Origin of the sequence: Thioalkalivibrio sp. ALJ12 (assembly GCF_000378305.1) — a bacterium.
In the GTDB taxonomy this organism is placed as follows: Bacteria; Pseudomonadota; Gammaproteobacteria; order Ectothiorhodospirales; family Ectothiorhodospiraceae; genus Thioalkalivibrio.
The window spans coordinates 356,569-378,130 of the sequence record NZ_KB899538.1; the positions used below are offsets into that span (position 1 = coordinate 356,569).

General features: G+C 65.4%; 19 protein-coding genes. 10 read left to right on the plus strand and 9 right to left on the minus strand.

The window, feature by feature from the left end:
- Positions 1–19: 19 nt before the first annotated feature.
- The 3 genes from F467_RS0101750 to F467_RS0101760 are packed head-to-tail and all read right to left on the minus strand — an operon-like array spanning position 20 to position 4,079.
- Positions 20–2,242 carry a hypothetical protein gene (locus tag F467_RS0101750; protein ID WP_018139523.1) on the minus strand — a complete coding sequence of 741 codons (2,223 nt, stop codon included), beginning with the start codon at positions 2,240–2,242 and terminating at the stop codon, positions 20–22.
- Entirely contained in the window at positions 2,242–3,708 is a 1,467-nt protein-coding gene (locus tag F467_RS0101755) for a hypothetical protein (RefSeq protein WP_026182232.1), read from the minus strand. The genes F467_RS0101750 and F467_RS0101755 overlap by 1 nt, the downstream gene beginning before the upstream one ends.
- Positions 3,696–4,079 (minus strand): hypothetical protein, encoded by a 384-nt coding sequence (locus F467_RS0101760; RefSeq protein ID WP_038049765.1) that lies wholly within the window; start codon positions 4,077–4,079, stop codon positions 3,696–3,698. The genes F467_RS0101755 and F467_RS0101760 overlap by 13 nt, the downstream gene beginning before the upstream one ends.
- A gap of 392 nt (positions 4,080–4,471) precedes the next feature.
- On the opposite strand from F467_RS0101760, the gene F467_RS0101765 reads away from it, so the two are divergent.
- From F467_RS0101765 to F467_RS0101775, 3 genes are all read left to right on the plus strand, one after another.
- Entirely contained in the window at positions 4,472–5,047 is a 576-nt protein-coding gene (locus F467_RS0101765; protein ID WP_018139526.1) for a GNAT family N-acetyltransferase, read from the plus strand.
- Between the two features lie 11 nt (positions 5,048–5,058).
- Positions 5,059–6,126 (plus strand): ATP-grasp domain-containing protein, encoded by a 1,068-nt coding sequence (locus tag F467_RS0101770; protein ID WP_018139527.1) that lies wholly within the window; start codon positions 5,059–5,061, stop codon positions 6,124–6,126.
- A 125-nt stretch (positions 6,127–6,251) separates the two neighbouring features.
- On the plus strand, positions 6,252–7,406 hold the full coding sequence (locus F467_RS0101775) for a sugar-transfer associated ATP-grasp domain-containing protein (protein WP_018139528.1): 1,155 nt from the start codon (positions 6,252–6,254) through the stop codon (positions 7,404–7,406).
- A 250-nt stretch (positions 7,407–7,656) separates the two neighbouring features.
- On the opposite strand, the gene F467_RS0101780 is transcribed toward F467_RS0101775, so the two are convergent.
- The 5 genes from F467_RS0101780 to wecB are packed head-to-tail and all read right to left on the minus strand — an operon-like array spanning position 7,657 to position 12,923.
- Positions 7,657–8,775 carry a sugar-transfer associated ATP-grasp domain-containing protein gene (locus F467_RS0101780; RefSeq protein WP_018139529.1) on the minus strand — a complete coding sequence of 373 codons (1,119 nt, stop codon included), beginning with the start codon at positions 8,773–8,775 and terminating at the stop codon, positions 7,657–7,659.
- A complete protein-coding gene (locus F467_RS0101785) occupies positions 8,772–9,770 on the minus strand; it encodes a GNAT family N-acetyltransferase (RefSeq protein ID WP_018139530.1) in 999 nt (332 codons plus the stop codon). Before F467_RS0101785 ends, F467_RS0101780 begins: the two co-directional genes overlap by 4 nt.
- Positions 9,767–10,762 carry a polysaccharide deacetylase family protein gene (locus F467_RS0101790; protein ID WP_018139531.1) on the minus strand — a complete coding sequence of 332 codons (996 nt, stop codon included), beginning with the start codon at positions 10,760–10,762 and terminating at the stop codon, positions 9,767–9,769. Before F467_RS0101790 ends, F467_RS0101785 begins: the two co-directional genes overlap by 4 nt.
- Before the next feature lie 13 nt (positions 10,763–10,775).
- A complete protein-coding gene (locus F467_RS0101795) occupies positions 10,776–11,723 on the minus strand; it encodes a polysaccharide deacetylase family protein (RefSeq protein WP_018139532.1) in 948 nt (315 codons plus the stop codon).
- A gap of 57 nt (positions 11,724–11,780) precedes the next feature.
- The gene (wecB, locus tag F467_RS0101800) at positions 11,781–12,923 is read right to left on the minus strand and encodes a non-hydrolyzing UDP-N-acetylglucosamine 2-epimerase (RefSeq protein WP_018139533.1); all 1,143 of its coding nucleotides are present in this window, start codon (positions 12,921–12,923) and stop codon (positions 11,781–11,783) included.
- A gap of 239 nt (positions 12,924–13,162) precedes the next feature.
- Here wecB and tviB point away from each other — a divergent pair, with 239 nt between their 5' ends.
- Entirely contained in the window at positions 13,163–14,452 is a 1,290-nt protein-coding gene (gene tviB / locus F467_RS0101805; RefSeq protein WP_018139534.1) for a Vi polysaccharide biosynthesis UDP-N-acetylglucosamine C-6 dehydrogenase TviB, read from the plus strand.
- 12 nt (positions 14,453–14,464) lie between these two features.
- On the opposite strand, the gene F467_RS0101810 is transcribed toward tviB, so the two are convergent.
- On the minus strand, positions 14,465–15,844 hold the full coding sequence (locus F467_RS0101810; RefSeq protein ID WP_018139535.1) for a hypothetical protein: 1,380 nt from the start codon (positions 15,842–15,844) through the stop codon (positions 14,465–14,467).
- 133 nt (positions 15,845–15,977) lie between these two features.
- Here F467_RS0101810 and F467_RS0101815 point away from each other — a divergent pair, with 133 nt between their 5' ends.
- The 6 genes from F467_RS0101815 to F467_RS0101840 all read left to right on the plus strand — a co-directional run bounded on the left by F467_RS0101815 (position 15,978) and on the right by F467_RS0101840 (position 21,552).
- Positions 15,978–17,438 (plus strand): VanZ family protein, encoded by a 1,461-nt coding sequence (locus F467_RS0101815; protein ID WP_018139536.1) that lies wholly within the window; start codon positions 15,978–15,980, stop codon positions 17,436–17,438.
- On the plus strand, positions 17,419–18,159 hold the full coding sequence (locus F467_RS0101820) for a class I SAM-dependent methyltransferase (protein ID WP_018139537.1): 741 nt from the start codon (positions 17,419–17,421) through the stop codon (positions 18,157–18,159). Before F467_RS0101815 ends, F467_RS0101820 begins: the two co-directional genes overlap by 20 nt.
- Before the next feature lie 347 nt (positions 18,160–18,506).
- On the plus strand, positions 18,507–19,214 hold the full coding sequence (locus tag F467_RS0101825; protein ID WP_018139538.1) for a hypothetical protein: 708 nt from the start codon (positions 18,507–18,509) through the stop codon (positions 19,212–19,214).
- A gap of 52 nt (positions 19,215–19,266) precedes the next feature.
- Positions 19,267–19,533, plus strand: coding sequence for an HPr-rel-A system PqqD family peptide chaperone (locus F467_RS0101830; protein WP_018139539.1), 267 nt, complete (start codon positions 19,267–19,269; stop codon positions 19,531–19,533).
- Positions 19,533–20,444 carry an HprK-related kinase A gene (locus F467_RS0101835; protein ID WP_018139540.1) on the plus strand — a complete coding sequence of 304 codons (912 nt, stop codon included), beginning with the start codon at positions 19,533–19,535 and terminating at the stop codon, positions 20,442–20,444. The genes F467_RS0101830 and F467_RS0101835 overlap by 1 nt, the downstream gene beginning before the upstream one ends.
- Positions 20,434–21,552 (plus strand): nucleotidyltransferase family protein, encoded by a 1,119-nt coding sequence (locus F467_RS0101840; protein WP_018139541.1) that lies wholly within the window; start codon positions 20,434–20,436, stop codon positions 21,550–21,552. Before F467_RS0101835 ends, F467_RS0101840 begins: the two co-directional genes overlap by 11 nt.
- Positions 21,553–21,562: the final 10 nt, after the last annotated feature.

A 21,562-nucleotide genomic window follows, 5' to 3' on the forward strand; every position in this document is an offset into this window, starting at 1 on the left:
GGGATTCAATCCGCGTCTCCTAGTCGCCTTCGGGCAAGCGCTGCAGGATGATCCCGCGGCGCAGGTCGGACCAGATCAGCACATCCGTCCCGGGCAGTGGGGTGACGCGATGCCAGTTCTCGTAGCGGTCAAACGGGCGATCGGCAAAGTCCACCTGCTGCCAGTTGTACATCAGCCGCCAGGGTTTGCCGCGGGGCGGATCGCCGATGTACATCTGCCGGGCATTGTTCTGCAGCAGGATGTAGTCCCCGGTCTTCGGGTGATAGGTCAGCCGGCTGCCGCCGGCAACATAGGCCTGTCCGGAGGCCCCGTGCCGCTGGAATCGGCCCTCGCGGTCGATGGTGGCCGTGGCCTCGGCGCCGCGGCGGTGGTTGCCGCCGTACTGGGTCATGCCCCCATAGATCAGCACCTCGCGATGCACCGGGTTGTAGAGCATGGTTCCGCCATACCCGGAGGACTGGGTGCGGCCCTCGGGGCCTCGATAATCCGGGTGATTCCGGGGATAGGTCCACGCCCGATCGCCATGCCCCCAGACACGGACCTGCCCCATCGTGTGGGCCTCGATGCCGTCACCCGGTATAAGGTCGTAGCTGGCGGAGCCCAGCGTATAGAGGACGAATTTCTCGATGTCGGGATGCCACACGGTCGAGTGATCGCCGACTGCATGCGCATTGCCCTGGCCGGCACCCAGGCCGACCTCCTCCCAGGCCGTCGGGTCGGTGTACGGGGCGCGCACCAGGCGGCCAATGTCGGAGCGGCGCGGCTCGCTCGGCGAGAAGTACAGGTAGCCATCACCGCCATCCATCAGGCGGTTGTACGGGCGCCGTTCGCCCCCGTCATAATCGAGCCCCGGCGGGGCCACGACGCCGGCCCAGGTCAGATCCGGCTCCAGCCAGGTCACCGAGCGGACGGAATTGTCGCGCATCAGGATATTGAACAGCCGCCCGGTCTCCGGATCGAAGATGTGGCGGTCGGTCCAGCCCACCCCGAAGGTGCCGCGCTTGTCCGGGTCATGCCACTGGGTGTTGTTCATGCGCGCCATGTCCGGGACTCCGTCCGGCAGCTGGGTCTCCACGCGGCGGAACTCGCCCGGTTCCAAGGTCTCGGCGATGTCGTACAGCTGTGAACGTCGCTCCGGCGCGGGTTCGCTCGCCGAGATCCAGAGGAACTCCGCTCGCCCATCGGCCGGTGGTGGCAACGTGACCCCCGTGCGCTCCTGCCCGAACGCGGACTGATGGCGGTGCAGCAGCGGGCCGGCCTGGTTGAGCCAGAGGATGACACCGTGGTCGTCTATCGGCACCGGCACGATCCCGCCATAACGATCAAAGGGCCAGCGCTGCCCCCCCCAATCGGCGGCCTTGCGCCATTCGTCCCGATCCGGATCGAGCTCCCACAACTCCCGCGCCCGCCCGGCCCGCAGCACCAAGTAGTTCCCCGTTTGCGGATCGTAGGTCAGGCTTCCGTTCATGATGCCGAACACGAACGGCGCATCGCCAAGATCGCGCACTGCGCCATTCGCATCGAGCAGGGAGACCTTGTTGCGCGACTTGTTGCCGCCGATGAACAGCATCTCGTCGCGCACGCGGTTGTACTGGGCCGAAGAGTGATAGCCATCGACCGCGACCTTGCCGTGTTCAGTCCAGCGACCATCGCGGAGGCCGTAAACCTGGTTCTCGCGGATGTAGATCAGCTGGTCCAGTGCGTCGTGCCACTCGATCGGATCGGTGTGCTCCCACCCCCCGCCGGGCCCGGGCAGACTGCGCGTCGCGAGTTCCCAGCGATCCTCCGCAATGGAATAGCGATGCAGAGTGCGCTGCGAGCGGCCGGCACTGATCTTGTAGTAATGGCCCCGCTCGGGGTCGAGCGCCACACCACCATAGACATGCGCGAAGGGGGGCGGGCCCTCGGCAGACAGATACCGCCACTCATGTTGATCCTCGCTATAGGTAATGAACACCGGCGTGGATCCTCGGTCACCAAACATGAAGGCCTGGCGTCGCTCGGGGTCCCAGTGAGCGCTGTCGTTCCAGGTATCCGGATCAATCGAGTAGGCGCGCAGAAAGTCATGATAGCGCTGGAACCCCTCGGGCAAACCGGCATCAAGGGGGGCCAGTTCCCCCGGCTGCAGGCTCGCCGCCATCCGCCCCAACGCGCTTTCACTGGCCGCTGCCTGGCTGGTCGCAAGCGCCAGCGCGAGGATGGCCGGCAACCAGACGGTGCTTCGACGCGCGAGCCGGCGCATCAGGCAGCCTTTCCGGTTGGGTGGGCAGCCGCCTGGTGGCGGTGAGGGTCGACCCCCAGCTCCTGAACCGCCTGGAGGAGCGGCATCACCTTGACGAAGGTCGGCGTGAGCGGGCGGATATGGCCCGTGCGCAGAGCCTCGAGGGTGTACCCGACGACCCGCTCCGGGCGCGTAAAGGCATTGAACAACGGCCGCGCCAGATGCGAAACCCTGCGGCTGAGACTCGCCCACTCGACCCGTGGCGGTGACCCCGTGGCCTTCTGGCTGTACGGGATATGCGCGGCGTGGGGATAACGGCTCCGGATCACCTCATCGTGGAACGCGCGCGTCGCGAACGACTGCCACGGCAGGCTCAGCAGGAACTCCAGCACGTCCGGGTCTGGATAGGGCAGGCAGACGGCCTGCTGCTGTCCGGCCATGGCGATCGGCAACAGGGCGATCTCGCGGCGGATCCGGTTCCAAAACAGGAACGACTTAACCGGGTCGGGCGCGCCGGCGTGCATGGCCAACTCGCGGATGATCGCATCATGAGCGACCTGCAGGCGCCAGCGGTCCTGAAACGGCCGCTTCAGAAACGATGTGTAACTGCCCGCCATCAGCACACGATTCGCCGCCCCTTCGAGATCACCGGCATCCAGGCACTCGGCCGTTCGCGGGTCGAAATAGTTGCCGTTGCTCAAGGCGTCACCGGCCAGGCCATCGAATACCGGGCCGTCCAGATGCGGCATCAACGCGAGGTACCAGCTGTTCTCGTCGGTGGAGTAGTGGTTCAGGCGGTTTTTCTGTCGCTCCGCGGCGATACAATCCTGGGGATTGTCGATCACCTGACATTCAATCCCCAGGTGCTGGGACAGCGCACACGCCACGCCACTCTCGTCCCCTCTCTTCGCCCGCAGGACCAGGGTTCGGGGTGGTGGGGTGTCCTGTTGCGCCAGCTCCAGACAGATATGGCGCGAGTCGCGGCCCCCGGACAGCGGCAGGCGCCCCACACCGCCAGCGGCACGCCGCTCGATCGCCCGCGCAAAGAGTTCCGCGAACCGTGTCCGCGCCTCGTGCGGGTCTCCGGGGAAAGCGGCCATCAGGGGGATGGCGGGGCGCTCGCCGGAGAGCACACCCTCACGCCACAGCAGGGTCTCCCCGGGCATCAGAACCTTCACGCCCGCCAGCGGAGTCTGGTCACCCACGAGATAACCCAGCGCCATGAAGACCGCGATGGCCTCGTCGTCAAAGGCGGGGGCCGACAAGCGCGCCGCGGCCTCCCGCAGGGAGTCGGCCACGATCAGGCGACGGCCCTCACGGGCATAGAACAACGGAATAAACCCGAGCCGATCGGCTGAGACGGACAGACTCGCCCCGTCGAATGACCAGCCCGCGACGAGCGTCGGGCCTCCGGCTACCCAGTCGAAGTCCAGGTGATGGGACGCCTGCCCCAGGCACTGGCGACCAATGACCTCTACGAAAGCCATCGCTTCCCCCGCCAGGGCCACGGGTGGTCCTGAATGCGGTCTCGCTGGTTCACATGCTTGTTGCGACATAGCGGCGCATGCGACGAATTGACAGCGAACTGGAACCCTTGCACGCGCTCATCGCCAGCATTGGCCAACCGCTCGTGCATCGGAACACGCTTGTTCCGCAGCCCTCGAAACAGCACCTCACCAGACAGAAAGCGGGCGGCCCCGTACAACCGCAGCACCCTCCGGGCGATGACCGGGACCGACGGACCATAGTGGTCGGCGACCGCCTGAAACTGTCCCCAGACATCGGAACGGAAAAAGTGCCCAACGATATGATTGGAACGATAGAGCGCGGATACCATCAACCCGAACACTTTACCCACGATACCCTCCCCAAACAAAAACAAACGCGCGACCGCACCCGGCCTCTTCGTTGCAAGAACGCCCTATTTGTCCCGCCTGATTGAGTGATCTCATTGCCCCTGAACAAACCTGATCCGGACATTTCAGCCTAGCAGCTTGAAACGGCGCCGAAAGGGCTTTCGCGTACCAAAAAAACCGTACCGACAATCGCAACGTGGCGATATATGCTAGGGAGACACTGATTAATGATCGCTTCCTGTCGAAATATGAAATCACAGCCAGAACCGGCCTCCAGGATCGATTTATCAAAACCGCATCGTCAAACTGCACTTGCGTCATGGCGTGCGTCGAAAGCCAGGGCGGCCATATCGGGTGATTGCCTGGGTCGCGAAGGGCGTAATAGGGGAAGCGTGTGGCCACCGTCAATGTTTATAGTCCGCGCAGCCTTTTAAAGGAGGCCCTGCACCTGGGGCTGGGCGATTACCAGTACTGGAAGGTCTTTTATATCGATCTCCCGCAACCCGCGGCCGAACTGCCCGAAGGTATCCGGGTCGAGCCGATCACCCCCGAGGACCTGGACGGCGTGGTGGATGAAGGGATGCTCCAGCGTCGGGAATTCGGCGGCGAAGGGGCCCAGGGGTTCGGCCTTTTTCGCGACGATGAGCTCGTGGCAGTGCAATGGTACTGGTGGGGGGCGCGTTACGAGGCCGAACGCCAGGGGCGCAGTTGGAGACTGCCCGAGGGGGCGGCGAAATCGACCGGGCTGTACACCCTGCCCCAGCATCGCGGGCAGGGGTATGCGGCCCTGCTGAAAAGGCAGACGGCCTACCTGATGTCGCAACGGGGCTTCACCCGCCTGTACAGCCGGATCTGGCACAGCCACAAGAGTTCGATCCGGGTGAGCGAAAAAACCGGCTGGCGGGTCGCCGGCTCCTATATCGAGATCTGCCCGTTCTCCCGGCGCATTCAACTTCGCCTGCCGGTATGACCGAAAGCCCCATGCCGCAGCGCGTCGCGGTGCTCTCCGACGGTTCGCCGCTTGCCCTGAAAGTGCTGTACTGCCTGCAGCGCATCGCCGCCGAGATCCACCTGCTGGAGCTCAAGTCCCCGGGGGCCGCCCGTCACTCCCGGTACCGCGATCGCTACCAGCGCATGCCCCTGCCGGACACCCAGCCGGAAACCCTGGAAGCCTTTGGCGACCACCTGCGCGACTACTGCACACAAAACCGGATCGACGGGATGGTCGGGGCCGACATCCTGGGGGCCGGCGTAGTCCACGCGCTTGCACCGCGCCTGCCGGGCGTGACGGCCTTTCCCTCCAGCAGCCTGGAGGTGCTGGGCATGCTGGACGACAAATGGACCTTTCAACGTTTCATGGAGACCCATGGAATCCCGTGTCCAAGGGCACTGCGCCTGGAAGGCCCCGAAGACCTGGAGCACCTGCAGGATGCCGGGATGGCGTTCCCAGTCGTGGTCAAACCGCTGTACGGCGAATCCAGCCATGGAATCCTTCAGGCGAAGCGGCTCGATGACATCGAGGCCCACCTGGAGAGAGGTGGACGCCATGCCCAATTCCCACTGGTGGTGCAGGAATATGTGCCCGGATTCGACGCGGACCTGAGCCTGTTGGCCCGGAATGGGGACGTGGTCTGCCATCTCCTGCAATCGCGCCGGAATCCCTGTTCACTGGAATTCTTCACCGACGAGCGGCTGCTGGAGATCGGTCGCCGGATCGTCCGGGCGGCGCACTATACCGGCGTGGCGAATATCGACCTGCGCGTGGACGAATCGACCGGGGAGGTTCGCGTACTCGAGTGCAATCCGCGCTTCTGGTACACCCTGCAGGCCTCGCTGTGGGCAGGGATCAATTTCGTCGAGGCGGGTTTTGCGCTCGCCGCGGGTGGCTCGGCTGTACAGCCCTCCCCCGTAGCCGGCGCCTACCACCTGCACAGCCACCTGATTAAACACCTGCTCTGGAAACCCGGCCAGTGGCGAGGAATCGCCCCGTACAACCTGCGCGGCCTGTGGCAGGCGATGAGCGACCCCCGACCTTTTCTAATGCGTTGACGGCGCATGCTGAACATGTCTGAGACGAATCAAATTTAATGGGCAAGGCGGAGCCAACCGACAAGACTTGAACATTCTGACTGGGCCCAGCGCACGCTGCCCGGACAGTTAATGGAGATAGCCCTGTGAACATAGATAAAACACGGATATTGGGTAGCGGATTCACCCGCCGGGAATACTCCTTGTACGGGTTTGAGAACCTTGGAAATCCCCAGCTGGCCATGCGCTACCTGTCATTTGAGGAGAATCACCGCCGTTACCACCCCTGCATCAATATTGGCTACGAGAAGCACCTCCTTGACGACAAGTGGATGACGCATCAGGTCCTTTCCGCGCTGGCGGTACCCGTGCCGCAGACCCTGGGGCTCTACCATCCGGTTGTAGGCCTAACTGCCAGCGGTGACCCATTGCGGAACCCAGAGGACCTGGGTGCGTTGCTGCGCGCTAGCGATGTAGCAGAACTGATCTTCAAGCCGCGCGGCGGATGGCGCGGGGACAGCATTATGAAAGCGACCATCCGGAGGCGGGCGGATGGCATGCAGGATGTTGAGTATGATGGTCGGACCGTACTGGTTACGGAATTTGCCGCCGGTCTCGCCGAAGATGTGTTCGACGTCCATACGAACCGCTATCCCGGCTGGATTATTCAAGAGTTCTTGCGGCAACACCCGTTTCTGGCTGAACTCAATCCCAGCAGCGTCAATACCTTGCGGATCGTGACCTTCATGGATACCGAAGGCAACGTCCACATACACCATTCCATTCTAAGGGTCGGTTGCGGCGACAACGCGACCGATAACTGGGACAAGGGTGGGCTGTCGATCCGGGTTGACCCCAGCACGGGGCAGCTTGGCAAGGGTGTTCGGAAGGCCGAGTTCGGGGGCGAATGGAGCGCGTCCCATCCAGAAACAGGAGCTCCGTTCGAAGGCCTTCGGATTCCCGAGTGGAATGCCACCCTGGAACTATGTGAACACGCGGCGCGGATATTCTCCGGGGCACGGTCGATTGGTTGGGATATCGCTCTGACTGTCGACGGACCGGTCATTGTGGAGGCTAATGCCGACTGGGGCCTCCCTTCCGTCCAGGTTCACGGAGATGGATATCTCTCCGACGCAATCCGCGACCAACTGAGGGCCTATGGGGCCGCCTTCCCCACGAGGTTGAGACCACTGCCGCTGGCAGTGCTACACCTGGTACGCAGACGATGGGGGCGTTCCCGAGGGCCACGCCTCCTTTCGTCTCTGCGCCGCAGCATCTCGCGTGGGAGCGGGAGACTTTGAACGGATTTGCTCGCGCCGCCGTAGGCATAGGCAAGGCACTATCGAGTGCCCACCCACCCTCTAACCGCCCACGTTCAGCAAGGGTGGCATCGTTATCAGTCGGAAGAACCGAGGCTACTTGCGCCCCACAAAGGACGTGTCAGTCGGTACTTGTTACCACCTCATGGCGCATACGTGTGGGCCTTGCGGAGGATATGGCTTTCAACGTCATTTCTTGATCAGCTCCCGATCTTGATCGGGCGGAAGAATGTTACCCACGAAAGATCTGCTCCATTTCCTGCTTGAACCCGCGCTGGTGCGCGACCTGAAGACTGGCCAGCCCATAGGTCGTATTGCCCTCGACGATCATTGGTCCCTCGGGAGTGATCGCGATATCCCAGCCAATCGTCTTGACCTTGGGCAGGCTGCGCTGGGCCTGCAGCGCGAGTGACTTGACGTCCTCCCACAACGGCAACCGGGTACCTTCGATGCGCCTGCCCGTGTCCGGATGCTCGGACACCGGCTGAATGACCGGCCAGGCAGGACTGCGCGAGGCATAGCCAACCGACATTCGACCACTATCAATGTCCACTGCCGCAACTACATTGCCAGTGGTCCCCAGCATGAAGTTGTCGATATCTCCCTCCCCTGCGGTCAGCTTGATCTCCGAACGAAAGACATGGGCCTCGCCATCCTTCATGTAGGTCACGATCCGCACACAGCCCACGGCCGTGGGCGACATCAGATGCCGGAGCCCGTGATGGATATGGATGCGTGACTGGGCGATGTAGGGGCTGCGCCTCTGGTTGGCGCGCTCCCTGATGTAATGGAACAGGCCGCTGAGCGGCGTGGCCCTACCGCAGTATTCCCAGCGATCGCCCCGCCGAGTGGCTAACAACGCCCCATCACCATACGAGCCGTCATCGGTCTTGATAAACAGGTCATCGTTGCAATCGCCAAGGCACTCCAGCCAGTGCTGGACAGTTGGCGTAACCGGCCCGGAAGTATCGAGACCATCAGCTCCCGGCATGGCTGCACTCGTCGGGATAATGGCCCGCAACGCCGGGGTGAGCAGACCATGGCGCTGGCAGTGTTCAGAAAACAGGCTCTTGTGGTTGAGGATGCGCCGGTACTGTTCAGCGCTACAAGCGCGGAAGCGGTCTCGATAGTGATCGTTGTCGATCACGTAGTCGTCCCACCGCGCGGGATCGACTGCTGCCAGGCGGAAGACGGAGTAATAGCGCGGACTGATTCCGTGCCAGAGGCGAGCCTTGAGGACACCGTGCAGCCGGGTCGTGACGCGCGGGGCGTCCGGGGTTGGTTGCGATACCGCCAGGTAGTAACGCCTGGCGCAGATATAGACCTCGCGCAAATGACGTTTCAGGGTCATTTCTTGATCACCTCCCGATTGCGCTCCGTGGGCCGGCCGGAACCGCCGCGGCGCAGGAAACGCTTCAGCGATTGCTTGAGGCCGAGCCGGGACAGAGCCGCGGAGACGGCGTCCGAACCCAGCGTGGTAGCGGCATGGGCAAGACCCAGGGCGAGCGGGCGCGGGCGACGCCGCAGGTAATAGACATCCGCACACAGCTGGTGGGCGGAGCCGAACAGGGCCTTGTGCGGACTGTCGCCCGGGGCGAAATCGAAATAGCGAAACCGACCCTCCTGGAACAGGGATTCCAGCATCAGCCATTGCAGTACCGTGCCCGGCGACAGGGCGGCCACCTTCGGGTGGTAGCCCAGGTAGGCGTAGAGCAGGGCCGAGTCGCGGGCCGGGCAATACAGATAGGCCACCGGCTCGTCATTCAGGAACAGGAGGTAGGCCCGCACCTGGTCGGCGGCGGCCAGCCGCGCGCTGCGCTCGGCGAACGCGTCATCGTCCGGGAGGCCGGCGTTCAGCAGGCGCTCCTGGTAGGTCAGCCGCGAGACCTCGCGCGCGAGGCTGCGAAAGGTCTCGATCTCCTCCGGTGTGCGATAGGTGCGCCAGTCGATCGTGCCCCCGGAGGCATCGGCGAACTTGCGCACCTTGCGCCGCATCGTCTGGCGGGACTTGGAGGAGAACTTCGCCTGATAACCCGCCCAGCCCATGTCGAGATCGATGTAGTGGCGCATGTACTGGCTGGGGACGTAGCGCAGATAGCCCGCCACCCACGACAGCCGCGGCAACGGCCCCTCGACGGGCTGCGAGCGGGCCAGGTGGCCATCGGCGACGGCATCCCCGGCGTACGGTGCCTGGGCCGCCGGGCGCTGCAGGAAATGGCGGTTGTCGACCGACATTCGCAGCGAGACGTCGCCCAGCGTGATCTCGCCGATGCGCAGGGCGAGACGGACCCGCTCGACCGGATAGCGGGCCACCGAATGTCCGGCCATTGGATGGTCGGCTTTCATCCCCAGAACACCCGCTGACTGGTCCAGTTCTCCAGGGCGCGCAGTGCCGCCTGGGCTGCGGGGACGGTGAGCATGGGCGTCGCCTCCCGAGGCGTGGGCGTGGCCAGCACGTCAGCCATGCAGGCCGGGGTGAATCCTGGTTCCGACCGCAGGAATCGGCACAGTCGCCCCAGGCGGCGGCGGGTCAGCGGATTGATGCCGGGTGTCGGCTGATCGTCCCGATAGCGCACGAACTCGAACGGGTGGGTCAGCACGACCACGTCGCTAAGCCCCTGGCGCCGGGCCTGGAACAGCAGCCTGCGCATCTCCGGCCAGGAGGTGCCGGTAATGGTGAGCGACTTCAGATGGGTCCGCGGCCCCCACTGGAAATCGGTGTAGGTGGTCACCGGGAACTCGAGTACCCCGTCGATCACATGGCAGCCGCCCCGCAACTGCAGCTCCGGCTCGGCCGGCGGATAGATCGCGAGCCCGATATTGGAGGCCCGGGGGAGCCCGGCCTGCCGCATGGCAGCGTAGACCTTCAGGTCGACCTTGAGCCCGCCGGTACGCAGCACGCTGGGGGCATCCAGCCCCCAGCGGCGGAACGTCGCCCTTCCCTGTTCGATCAGGTCGGCCAGTTCCTCGACGCTGCGCCGGGTGACATTGTCGTTCGGCGGGTCGGTTTGCAGCCGCTGAACCCAGTCCGGGTGTCCGAAGTACGTCCAGCAGGGGTGCAGGTGGAGCTGGATATCGTGCCCGCGGCCGGCGATCGCGTGGGCGATCTCGCCCATCGGCTCGTCGCCGAAATAAATCGTGTTCAGCGTCTCGACAAAGAAGGTGGCACGAATCGCATACCGGTCGAGGGTGTCCAGCAGATAACCAAGACCCTCCGAGCGCCCGTTACGATGGCAGTAGACCGACGGCGGCCCGACCGGTTGGTGGGTTTGCGGCTCGCGAAAGGCCCCGGCGATGCTGAACTCGGTATCAACGGTCAAATGGACGCGGGTCGTCATCGTGTTCGCACCTTCAGTGGGCTGAAGCCAGATTGCGCGCAAGCCGCAGGCCAAAGCGCAGAGGTGTTCGATCCCAGGGGGTAAAACGCGGGAGTTGCAGCGGATCCGTGTCGCGGCCGGCGGCACCGGCCATGGTTGATACGGCGGCGTCGAACCCACTGGCACGCACCATCTCGACATGCTCCGGCGCATAGTCCTTGCCGGGACGACCGTTGGGATAGGCAAACAGGCGCACGGGACGCCCCACCAGGGCCTCGAGTTCGGCCTTGCCCTCCGCAATTTCCTGCTGCGCGGTCTCCGCATCGGTCTCCGCCAGAATCGGGTGCAGGACCGTGTGCCCGCCGATCCCCATGCCGGCATCGGCCAGCTCGCGAACCTGGTCATCGGTCATCATCAGGTCGCCGGGGGGCATGATGTGGAAGCGCGCGCCCAACGCCTCGGCGCGACGGCTGCGTTCGGCCAGCGGCCGATATTTGAGGGCCCCGATCAGGGCGTGGATCGTGGCGCGGCGCTGCGCCATGGACTCCAGTGGACGCGTGCCCAGTCCCTCCGGGGCCAGGTCCACTGCCATGGAGGGAATCCGGCGAACCGTTTCGATCAGCATGTCGTTGAACATGCAGCCGCCATTCAGATAGCCGGTGGCGACAAAGAACGTTGCCGGCACCCCCTCCTCGCGCAGGATCGGCAACGCGATCTCCGCGTTGTCGGCATAACCATCGTCGAAGGTGACCGCTACGGCCCGGGCGGGGAGCCGGCCTTCCTGCAGGCGCTCGATGGCCTCGTCCAGCGGCAGCGGGTTCATCTCCCTTGCCAGCAGGCGCATCTGCCAGCGAAAGGTCTCGGCCACCGGGTCTTCCGGTCGCAGCGGGTCGGGGTCCGCCAGCACGCGGTGATAGGCGAGGATCGTCAGGCGTGCGCGCCGGCCTTGCGGCGACAGCATGGACAGCGGTACTCGCAGCATGCGCACGATCTCCTGAACCCGCTCGGGGCGTCGGTCGGGGGAGCGCGAACGTACCGGTCAGGATTTTCTTGCGTGATTCAGCCAGTCAGCCACGACGGCCACGATGCGTTCTGCGGCATTGCCGTCCCAGTACTCCGGGATGCGCCCCTGTTTGCCCCCATGGTCCATGACCTCGCGGAAAGACTCCATCAGTCGTTGCGGATCATTGCCTACTAAAATATTGGTACCTTCATCGATCGTGATCGGCCGTTCCGTGTTCTCGCGCAGGGTGATGCAGGGCACCCCGAGGGCGGTGGTCTCCTCCTGCATACCGCCGGAGTCGGTGAGCACGACACGGGCATCCTTCATCAGTCCCAGCATCTCCAGATAGCCGGCCGGCGGCAGCACGGCGATCGGTGCCTCGCGCAGCGCAGACTCCAGCCCGAAACCTTGCAGACGGGCCTGGGTGCGGGGGTGCAGCGGGAATACCAGCGGGAGCTCCCGGGCGATGGTCACCAGGCTGTCGACCAGACGCTCCATCACCGGTGCATGATCGACGTTGGAGGGGCGGTGCAGGGTCAGCACGCCGTAGGCCCCGCTGTCGGAAAACGTATCGGCCTCCATCCCGGCCGCCCGCAGGGTCTCCTGCCACGGTACGGCACGGTCCAGGTTGTACAGCTGGGTATCGATCATCACGTTGCCGACAAAGTGCACCCGATCGGGGGCGATACCCTCGCGCGCCAGGTTGTCGCGGGCGTGGCGTTCGGTGATGAACAGCAGATCCGAGATCTGGTCGGTGAGCACCCGGTTCACCTCCTCCGGCATGCTGCGATCGAAGCTGCGCAACCCCGCCTCCACGTGGATGACCCCGACCCCCTTCTTGGCCGCCACCAGGGCACAGGCAATCGTGGAGTTCACATCGCCCACCACGAGAATGGCGCGAGGCTGCACACGGTCCAGCACGCCCTCGAAACGCATCATCACCTCGGCCGTTTGCACGGCATGCGAGCAGGAACCCACCTCGAGGTTGATATCGGGATACGGGATTTGCAGATCGGTAAAGAAGCGCTCGTTCATCGCCGGGTCGTAATGCTGCCCCGTGTGCACAAGCTGCGCCGGTATCTCGGCTTGCTGCAGGGCCCGCATCACCGGGCCGATCTTCATGAAGTTGGGGCGCGCGCCCACCACGCACAGGATGTCGCATTGCGAATCTGTAGACATATAGAGATCCCGTCGACCCCCCGACACGCCGGTTTGGCTGGGGCATTAGCGCCCAATGTAGTTCGAATTGAGGGAAATGGGCATAGGACGAAAGGACGAAATTTGTGCAGATTTTTCATCATTGTCCCGCCATCCATGTTGTGCCTAAGCTCGCAATACCGTGGCTTCCCAGGCGCAAAAGGCACTGACCTGGTGAGACGCCCTGCCACTCAACTCGCTGCACGGAAGAGCCCTCACTCATGCATGCACTCCCCTCATCGGAAGAGATTCGCCTCGGGGTTATCGGACTGGGTTATGTCGGGCTGCCGCTGGCGGTCGAGTTCGGCCGGGTCTGGCCGACCCTGGGATTCGACATCCAGCCCGGCCGCATCCAGGACCTGAAGAACGGCATCGACCGCACCCGCGAGGTCGAGCCGGAAGATCTCGCTGCCGCGACGCAGCTGGACTACACCACGGAACTCGGGGCGCTGCGCGCGTGCAATGTGTTCGTGGTGACCGTGCCGACGCCGATCGATGCCCACCGCCGACCGGACCTGCGCCCCCTGCTCGGGGCCACCCATACCGTGGGCCAGGTGCTCAAGCGCGGTGACGTGGTGATCTACGAGTCGACGGTCTATCCGGGGGCGACGGAGGAAGACTGCGTCCCGATCCTGGAACGGGAATCCGGGCTGACCCACAACGAGGATTTCTTCACCGGCTACAGCCCCGAGCGGATCAACCCCGGGGACAAGGCGCATCGGGTCACCTCCATCAAGAAGGTCACCTCGGGCTCGCTACCGGAGGTGGCGGACTTCGTCGACGCCCTGTATGCGCGCGTCATCACCGCCGGTACGCACAAGGCCGAGAGCATCCGTGTCGCCGAGGCCGCCAAGGTGATCGAGAACACCCAGCGCGACGTGAACATCGCCCTGATCAACGAGCTGGCGCTGCTGTTCGAGCGCCTGGGCCTCGATACGGAAGCGGTCCTGCAGGCCGCCGGGACCAAATGGAACTTCCTGCCGTTCCGGCCCGGCCTGGTGGGCGGGCACTGCATCGGGGTGGACCCGTACTACCTGACCCACAAGGCCCAGGCCGTCGGGCACCACCCGGAGATGATCCTGGCCGGGCGCCGCGTGAATGACGCGATGGGGGCGCACATCGCGGACGCGACCATCCGGGCGCTGGTGCGCAAGGGGATCAATCCGGTGGGGGCGCGCATCCTGCTGATGGGCCTGACCTTCAAGGAAAACTGCCCGGACCTGCGCAATACGCGCGTGATGGACATCTACCATACGCTGAGCGGGTACAACACGGAGGTCGTCGTGTTTGATCCCTGGGTCGACCCGGAGGAGGCCGAGCACGAATACGGCATCACCCCGATCACCGCGCCTCCCGAGGCGGACTCGTTTGACGCCATCATCGTGGCGGTGCCCCACCAGGCGTTCCTGGACATGGGAGTGGAAGCGATCCGTGCACTCGCGCACCCGCAAGCGGTCCTGTTCGATGTGAAATCGGTCTTCCCTCGCGAGGCCAGCGACCTGCGCCTGTGACCGCGCGGGCCGCTACCGGGCTGCCGGCCCGACGCCTTCGCGCCGCCCCGGATTGGCCTCGTAGCCGCCCGCGTAGGCCCCGAATCGGGGCTGACTGCGATCGCGGTCGTTGTAGTCGCGACCCAGACCGGGAGGTAGAGGACTTTGGAACTCGGGCAAACCTTCGTACCCCGGCATCCCTTCCAGCGGGAACAGATCGAGCTCCGCAAGCGGCCCGCGCGGGCGCACCAGGTAGGCCGAAGCCCGTTCGAAGCCGGCCTCGTGGTTGATTTCCGTTTGCGCCGTGCGCGCGGCATCAATCGCGGGGTCGGCGAAGACCGCATTCCCGGCAATGACCTGTTCATAGCGCCGATCGCCGGGAACCAGTCGTATCCCGAACTCTCGTGCGACCACGGTGTTGTGGACGATCAGGACATCCTTCGGGATGTGGTTGTGCGGCTGCACGATCAGGGCACTGCCGGCATCGTTGAAAAACAGGTTGTTGTACAGGGCCAGACGGCCTTCGCCCTGAAAGAGGCGCTGGTGGGGGTTCTGGTAGAAGAGGTTGCCGTAGATCCAGTACCAGTCGTGCTGCCCGGGTCCTTCGGGCGGGAAGTGCCCTACCAGCAGGTTGGGCCGCGCGCGATGGCCGCTGCTCGCGCGCTCCGCCTTGCTGAACACATTGTGACGGATGATGGTGGCATGGGGTTCGGTCGGCATCCCCGCACGCGGGGCTCGCGGACGCTGGTGCTTGATCTGCATGTTGTAGCCCAGGGTACGGCCAATGAAGTTGTGCTCGATCAGGCCCGCGACAAACGGCCCCGTACCATCCGGCCGACCGAGATACATGCCGGTGCCGACATCGCGAATGTCGTTGTGGCGGATGGTCCAGTTCCAGGCGGCGGCACGGGTGGTGATGCCGCTGTTGCCCTGCGAACGGTCGTAGCCGCGTATGGTCAGGTGCTCCAGCGTGATGTCGTGGGCGTATTCACTGTCGTGCTCGACCACGACCCCGGCAATGTTGTGCCCGCCCCCCTCCAGGGTCAGGTGCCGGATCACCAGGTGCGCGGCATTGATCAGGCGAATGGTATTGCTGCCCGAACGACCGCGGAGGATGGCCGGGTCTCCAGAATCCGGGCCGGTGATCACGATTGGCCGCTCGGCCGTCCCGCTAACGCCTCGCAGCACCAGCGGCTCCGGGTATTCGCCCGGGGCGAGCTGAAGATGATCGCCAGGGCGCAGCTGGCGCACGGCACGGCGCAATCCCTCCGGGTCGGTCTGCAGCACGCGGGTCGCGGCTGCGGGGGCCTCGGACGCCCCGCCCGGTCGTGGCATGTCGGCGCCCGCCGTCATCATGGCCAGCAACATCACGCCCGCCAGCACCCATGTCCGGGACACAAGCGAGTGGAACATTGACCGCCCTGCCGTCATCACCGCACTCCCTGCCCGGGGCCTGCGAAACCAGCCCGCGCTCTGGCGATTGGAGGGGCCATACTCCGGTGTATGCCCCCTTGTCAGGTTAGACCATGTGCGAGCGCGGCAACCCATGACACGCAGACGCGAACCACTGGCCCTGTGGACCTGTGTCATCGGGGCGTGGCTGTCCCTGGGATTTGCCCTCTACCTGACGTTGCTGCCGTTCGAGTTCGGCGGGATGGGTCTGGAGGAGGCGTGGTCACTCTACCGCGACATGAGCCTGCAGGGACCCGGCGCCAGCGGGCGCGCCCAGTTCATGGCCAATGCCATGATGTTCATGCCGCTGGGCTTTTTCTGGATGGCCTGGCTCACCTATGGCCGCAGTCACCTTGTATGGCACCTGGGTGCCCTCGCGCTGGTCGCCCTTCTGGGGCTGGCGGCCACGGCAACGGTGGAGTTCCTGCAGATCTGGCTGCCCTATCGCTATCCGGCCGGGGCGGACATCGCGGGCAATTTCCTCGGTGCGGTGGTCGGGGCCCTGATGTGGTGGGGACTGCGCCGGCCGCTGCTGCGCTGGCGAGGCCAGCTCGCAGGCCCAAACCGTGTCACCGTGCCTGCCGTCCTGATCGCCTATGCGATCCTGTACGTCGCGATCGGCCTGGCCCCATTCGACCTGGTCCTGTCCACCGCCGAGTGGAGTCAGCGCCTCGACTCCGACACCTGGGGCCTGTGGGTCGCAGCCGGGGCCTGTACGTCCGGTCTTCGCTGTATCTCCGAGCTGGGCCTGACACTGGTAGCCAGTGTGCCCGTCGGGATCCTGCTCGCGTACGGACTCGGACGGCGCCCGTCCGCGAACGGGACCGTGCTGGTGACCCTGGCCGCGCTCCTGGCCATCCTGCTGGAGGCCCTGAATCTTGCCACGCTCTCGGGGATCGCGGAGGGCCGATCGGCCGTGCTGCGGGGCGCCGGATTTGCCACAGGCATGCTCCTGTACGAGTACCTCTCGCCGCCGCAGGTGATGCAGACCCTGCGGCGTGCCGCGATCCCGCTCCTGGTCGTTGCGACGCCACTCTACGGGGTCGCGCTGCTCGCCCTGAACCACGACCTGGGCCCCTACCAGTGGGACCGGGCGGCCATCTCGGCGCAATGGGCCCAGCTCAATCTCTGGCCGTTCTATTACCACTACTTCGTCGGCGAGACCGTGGCCCTGCGTAGTGCGGCACTGCATGTGGCCATGTACCTGCCGCTGGGCGCGCTGATATGGCTGGCGCAGATCCGGCGCCCGCTGCATCCGCGCCAGTTGCAGTGGCTGGCCGCCCTCGGCGGGCTGCTCGCGGCTCTGCTGATGGAAGGTGGCAAGCTGCTGGTCGTGGGGCTGCGGCCCGACCCGGCCAGCCTGGTCCTGGCCACATTGGCCGCCTGGGGCATGGCGACCGCGCTGCACTTCCTGACGCGCCTTGCTACCGAAGCCAGTACCACGAGCCACACCCGGGCCCGGCCACCCGGTTCGGCGCCAGTCACGGCCGAGCGGTCTACAGTCATCAGCGAACCATCCAGGCGGGAACACGAGCGTGACGAACTCCAGTTTTGAGCAGCGCTGGCGCCAGCGCTTTACCCAGCGGGGCAGCCAGTGCGACGACGACGCTGCAATCGCGGGCTGGACGCCCACCGGGCTGGCCAGCCGGGTGCGGCAGTTCCAGTCGCTCTGGCAGCAGGCCCGTCCCGAAGGGACGCGATGGCTCGATATCGGCTGCGGTGCCGGCACCTATACCCGGCTGCTGCAGGCCGAAGGGCGCAGCCCGATCGGGCTGGACTACTCCGCCCCGTCGTTGCACAAGGCGCGACAGCGCAGCCCCGCGTCGATCGACTGGCTGGCGGCGGATGTCCACCACCTGCCGTTCGCCGATGGCGAGTTCGATGGCGTGCTCTGTTTCGGGGTAATGCAGGCGCTGGCCGACTCACGCCCAGCACTCGCGGAGATGCATCGCGTGCTGCGCCCCGGCGGCGAGATCTGGGTGGATGCGCTGAACGCCAGGACCTGGCCCACCGTGCTGCAGGAACGCCGACGGGTCCGGGCCGGAAAGGCACCCCATTTGCGCTACGAGGCCACCGACTCGCTGCAGGCAGCCGCGCGGGCCGCCGGCCTGCAGCCTCTGGCGTGTTACTGGCTGCCCCTGGTTCCGGGCCGGCTGCACGGGCTCCAGGGCCCGGCCGAGAGCCGCTGGGCGAGGGCCCTTTGGCAGGCATCGCCGTGGATCGCGGAGCGGTTGTGTCACTCGTTCATCCTGCGTACACGCAAAGGGCAAATGTAAAAGGAGGTGACACTCCTTCATGCCACCGGGCGTGCCGGCATTGGCGAACGACCACAAGTGTCAGCGCCTTTTACAAATCACTTCTCAGAAAAGCCCACGCCGGACCCTTGGTATGAGAAAAAGCCTTCCAAACAGCCGATTACATCGTTGTTGATTTGGGGTATAGATATTGCTCTGTGTTTTGGTTGTCGCGGCGAATACGTGCGGCAATAAAAAATATCGCGACGGAATGCGAGGACCCGGGTAACCCGGACTAGTATCAAACCAGGAGTCTGGATTGTCCGCGTCTCCCTGGACGCGATACCGATCCAACCAACGCCCGGTCCCGAAAATTCTGGAGGGACACGATGGAACAAAACGACAACCAGGACTCAAGCCGGCGCCAGGAGGGGCTGGGTACACACGGCCACAATCGGCGGCGTCTGAGCCGGGCGATGCTCGGGGCCACCCCTCTGCTGATGACCCTGCATGCCTCGCCATTGAAGGCGGCCGGTGCGAACTGCATGCCCTCGGGCTGGGCGTCCGGCAATGTGTCGCGCCACGATGGTCCCCAGGACTGCGGCGGCCACTCCCCCGACTACTGGAGCGGGGGCTATGACCCGACGCATGCCAGTCTTTCGCGCAATGTAAGTGCCCAGGGCCGTGGCGGCGGTCAGCTGTTCAACAGCGCCTCCTTCCACAGCCATCCGGAATGGCGGCTGGCGGTGGAGTCCGGCGTCCTGTTCGACTCGAACTACGGCTTCCCGGGCGTGAGCCGGGGCTTCCAGGAAGAGGAGGGGGATCTCACCATGATCGGGGCCGTCTCCGCTTCGGTGTTCGTGCTGGATGTGCAGGGGGCCGCCGAACGCGAAGTGATCCGCTACGGGACCGCCGCACTGTTGAATGCCCGATACACCAACGGGTACCCGCTCTCCGAACGCCTGGTCCGGGACATCGTCACCGACACCCTGGAGCATGGCCACTACGAGACCGATGGCGGCGACCGCCTGTACCCCGAGCAGGTGTATCGGTTCCTGGAGAACACCATGGGCCTCCCGAGCTGGGGGTCCGCCTGAGCCATTCATTCCGTAATGGCCGCCGTAATGACCGGAACCCAGGGGGAACAATATGTCGCGCCGCAGGTGGCAACGGACTGACGGGCTGCAGCAGCGCACCCTGGGGCAGGAGTGCGTGGTGTTTCACCCCGGGGCCGGTACCACCCACCTGCTGACACCCGCGGCCGCCGCACTGATGGACGGTCTGGCCGAGGGCGCGGCGATGGACGAGGCCACCCTGGCTCGGCACCTGGGCCTGTCGGAGAAGGACGCGGTGGCCGAACTGGGGCGCTGGCTGTCCAACCTGCAAACGGCCGATCTGATCCGGGAACACCCCTGATGCGGATCGCAGATCTGGGACAGGCCCGGCTCCAGCGCAGCCTGACGGGCCGTGGCCTTTATCTGCGCACTGGCCCCTTCACCAGCCGCATCCAGAGCCCGATCGCCAGCGTGGTCCGGGGTATCGAGTCGCTGTACCGGGACTTCGAAGTAGCCGACCACTCGAGTTTCTACGACTTCCACTGCGAGCTGCGCGCGCCGCGTTCCCACCGCCGCTTCTATCGGCCCCAGGTCCTGTTTCTCGCCGACCGTCGCAGCGTCTTCAAGCCCCTGGCCTACCACCAGGCCTATCCGATGCTCGAATGGGGACTGAACTGGTGCATCGCCAACCAGGTGCCGCATCGACTGGTGCTGCACGCGGCCGCCCTGGAACGCGACGGGAAGGCCCTGATCCTGCCCGCGCCGCCGGGCTCCGGGAAAAGCACCCTCTGCGCAGCCCTGGCCCATCACGGATGGCGCCTGCTGACGGACGAGTCCGTACTGGTGGACCTGGCCTCCAGTGAGGTTTCCGGACCCGCGCGGCCGGTCAGCCTGAAAAACGACTCGATCCGCGTAATCCGCGATGCCTGCCCCTCGGCGGTTCTCAGCACACCGATCGCGGACACGCTGAAGGGCGCCGTGGCACACATGCGCCCGCCGACGGATGCCGTGCGCCGCAGTCACGAGACCGCCCGGCCCGGGTGGATCGTGTTCCCGCACTACCAGCCAGGAGCCTCTACCCAGCTGAAACCGCGCACGGCGGGTTCCGGGTTCATGCAGCTGATCGCCAATGCCTTCAATTACGCCGCCCTCGGTGCACGAGGCTTTCACAGCGCCGGACGACTGGTCGAACAGTCCGCATGCTTCGACTTTTCCTACAGCCGTCTGGACGAGGCTATAGAGCAGTTCAACAGGCTGGCCGATGGACGCTGACACCGCACTGCGCCTGGCCCTGGCACGGCCGGAGAGCATGGCCGAGCGCACGACGGCCGAATGGGCCCCGCTACTAGCGGCCGCGCGCGAGAGCGCCCTGCTGGGTACGCTCTGGCACCTCGCGGACGACGCGGGCCTGGCGGACGGCCTGCCGGAACCGGTGGCCAGCCACCTCTGGGGCGCCGCCCTGATCGCCGAGCACCGCTCGCAGGCCCTGGCCTGGGAACTGCGCCGCCTGGACAACGGGCTGCTCTCGCGGATGAGTCCGGGTGTCGCGCTGAAAGGGGCGGCCTACCTGGCCGCCGGGCTGCCGAATGCGCGTGGACGGCTGGCCAACGACATCGACCTGCTCTTTCCCCGCAGCGAGGTCGAACGCGCCGAGAAGCTCCTGTTCTTCGAGGGCTGGTCGGGCACGCATCACAATGTCTACGACCAGCGCTACTACCGCGAGTGGATGCACGAACTGCCTCCACTGGTGCACCAGCACCGGGGCACCACGCTGGACCTGCACCACAACATCCTGCCGGAGACCTTCCGCGGCCATCCCGATCCCGCCCGCCTGCGGCAGCAAAGCGAGGCGCTCCCGGAACCCTTCCGCTTCCGGATCCTGTGTCCGGCGCACCTGGTACTCCACGCAATCGTGCACCTGTTCTCGGAGACGGAATGGGACCGGGGCCTGCGCGACCTCTACGACATCCATGTGCTGCTCGGCCACTTCAGCGCCCGTGACGGCGACGCCTTCTGGGAGCATTTCGTTGCGGAGGCCGAGGCCCTGAACATTGCCTGGATGGCGGAACGCGCGCTGTGGACCACGAACCGACTACTGCTGACCGAGATCCCGGCCGAACCCGTGAAACGACTGGCCCGGGCGCGCGCGGGCATTGCCCTGCGGGGCCTTGGCCGCTGGGCGTTCGCGCACGGGCTGCATACACGCGCCGGCTCGATGACCCCCCGCCGCGATGCGGTCGCGCGGGGCATGCTGTTTCTGCGTGGGCACTGGCTCAAGATGCCGGCCGGCCTGCTGGCGCGACACCTGTTTCACAAGGCCTTCCTGGCCGAGAAACCGGAGACGGCCACAGCCCAGCCGCAGCCGGAACAGCACGGTTAGGGAAACACTG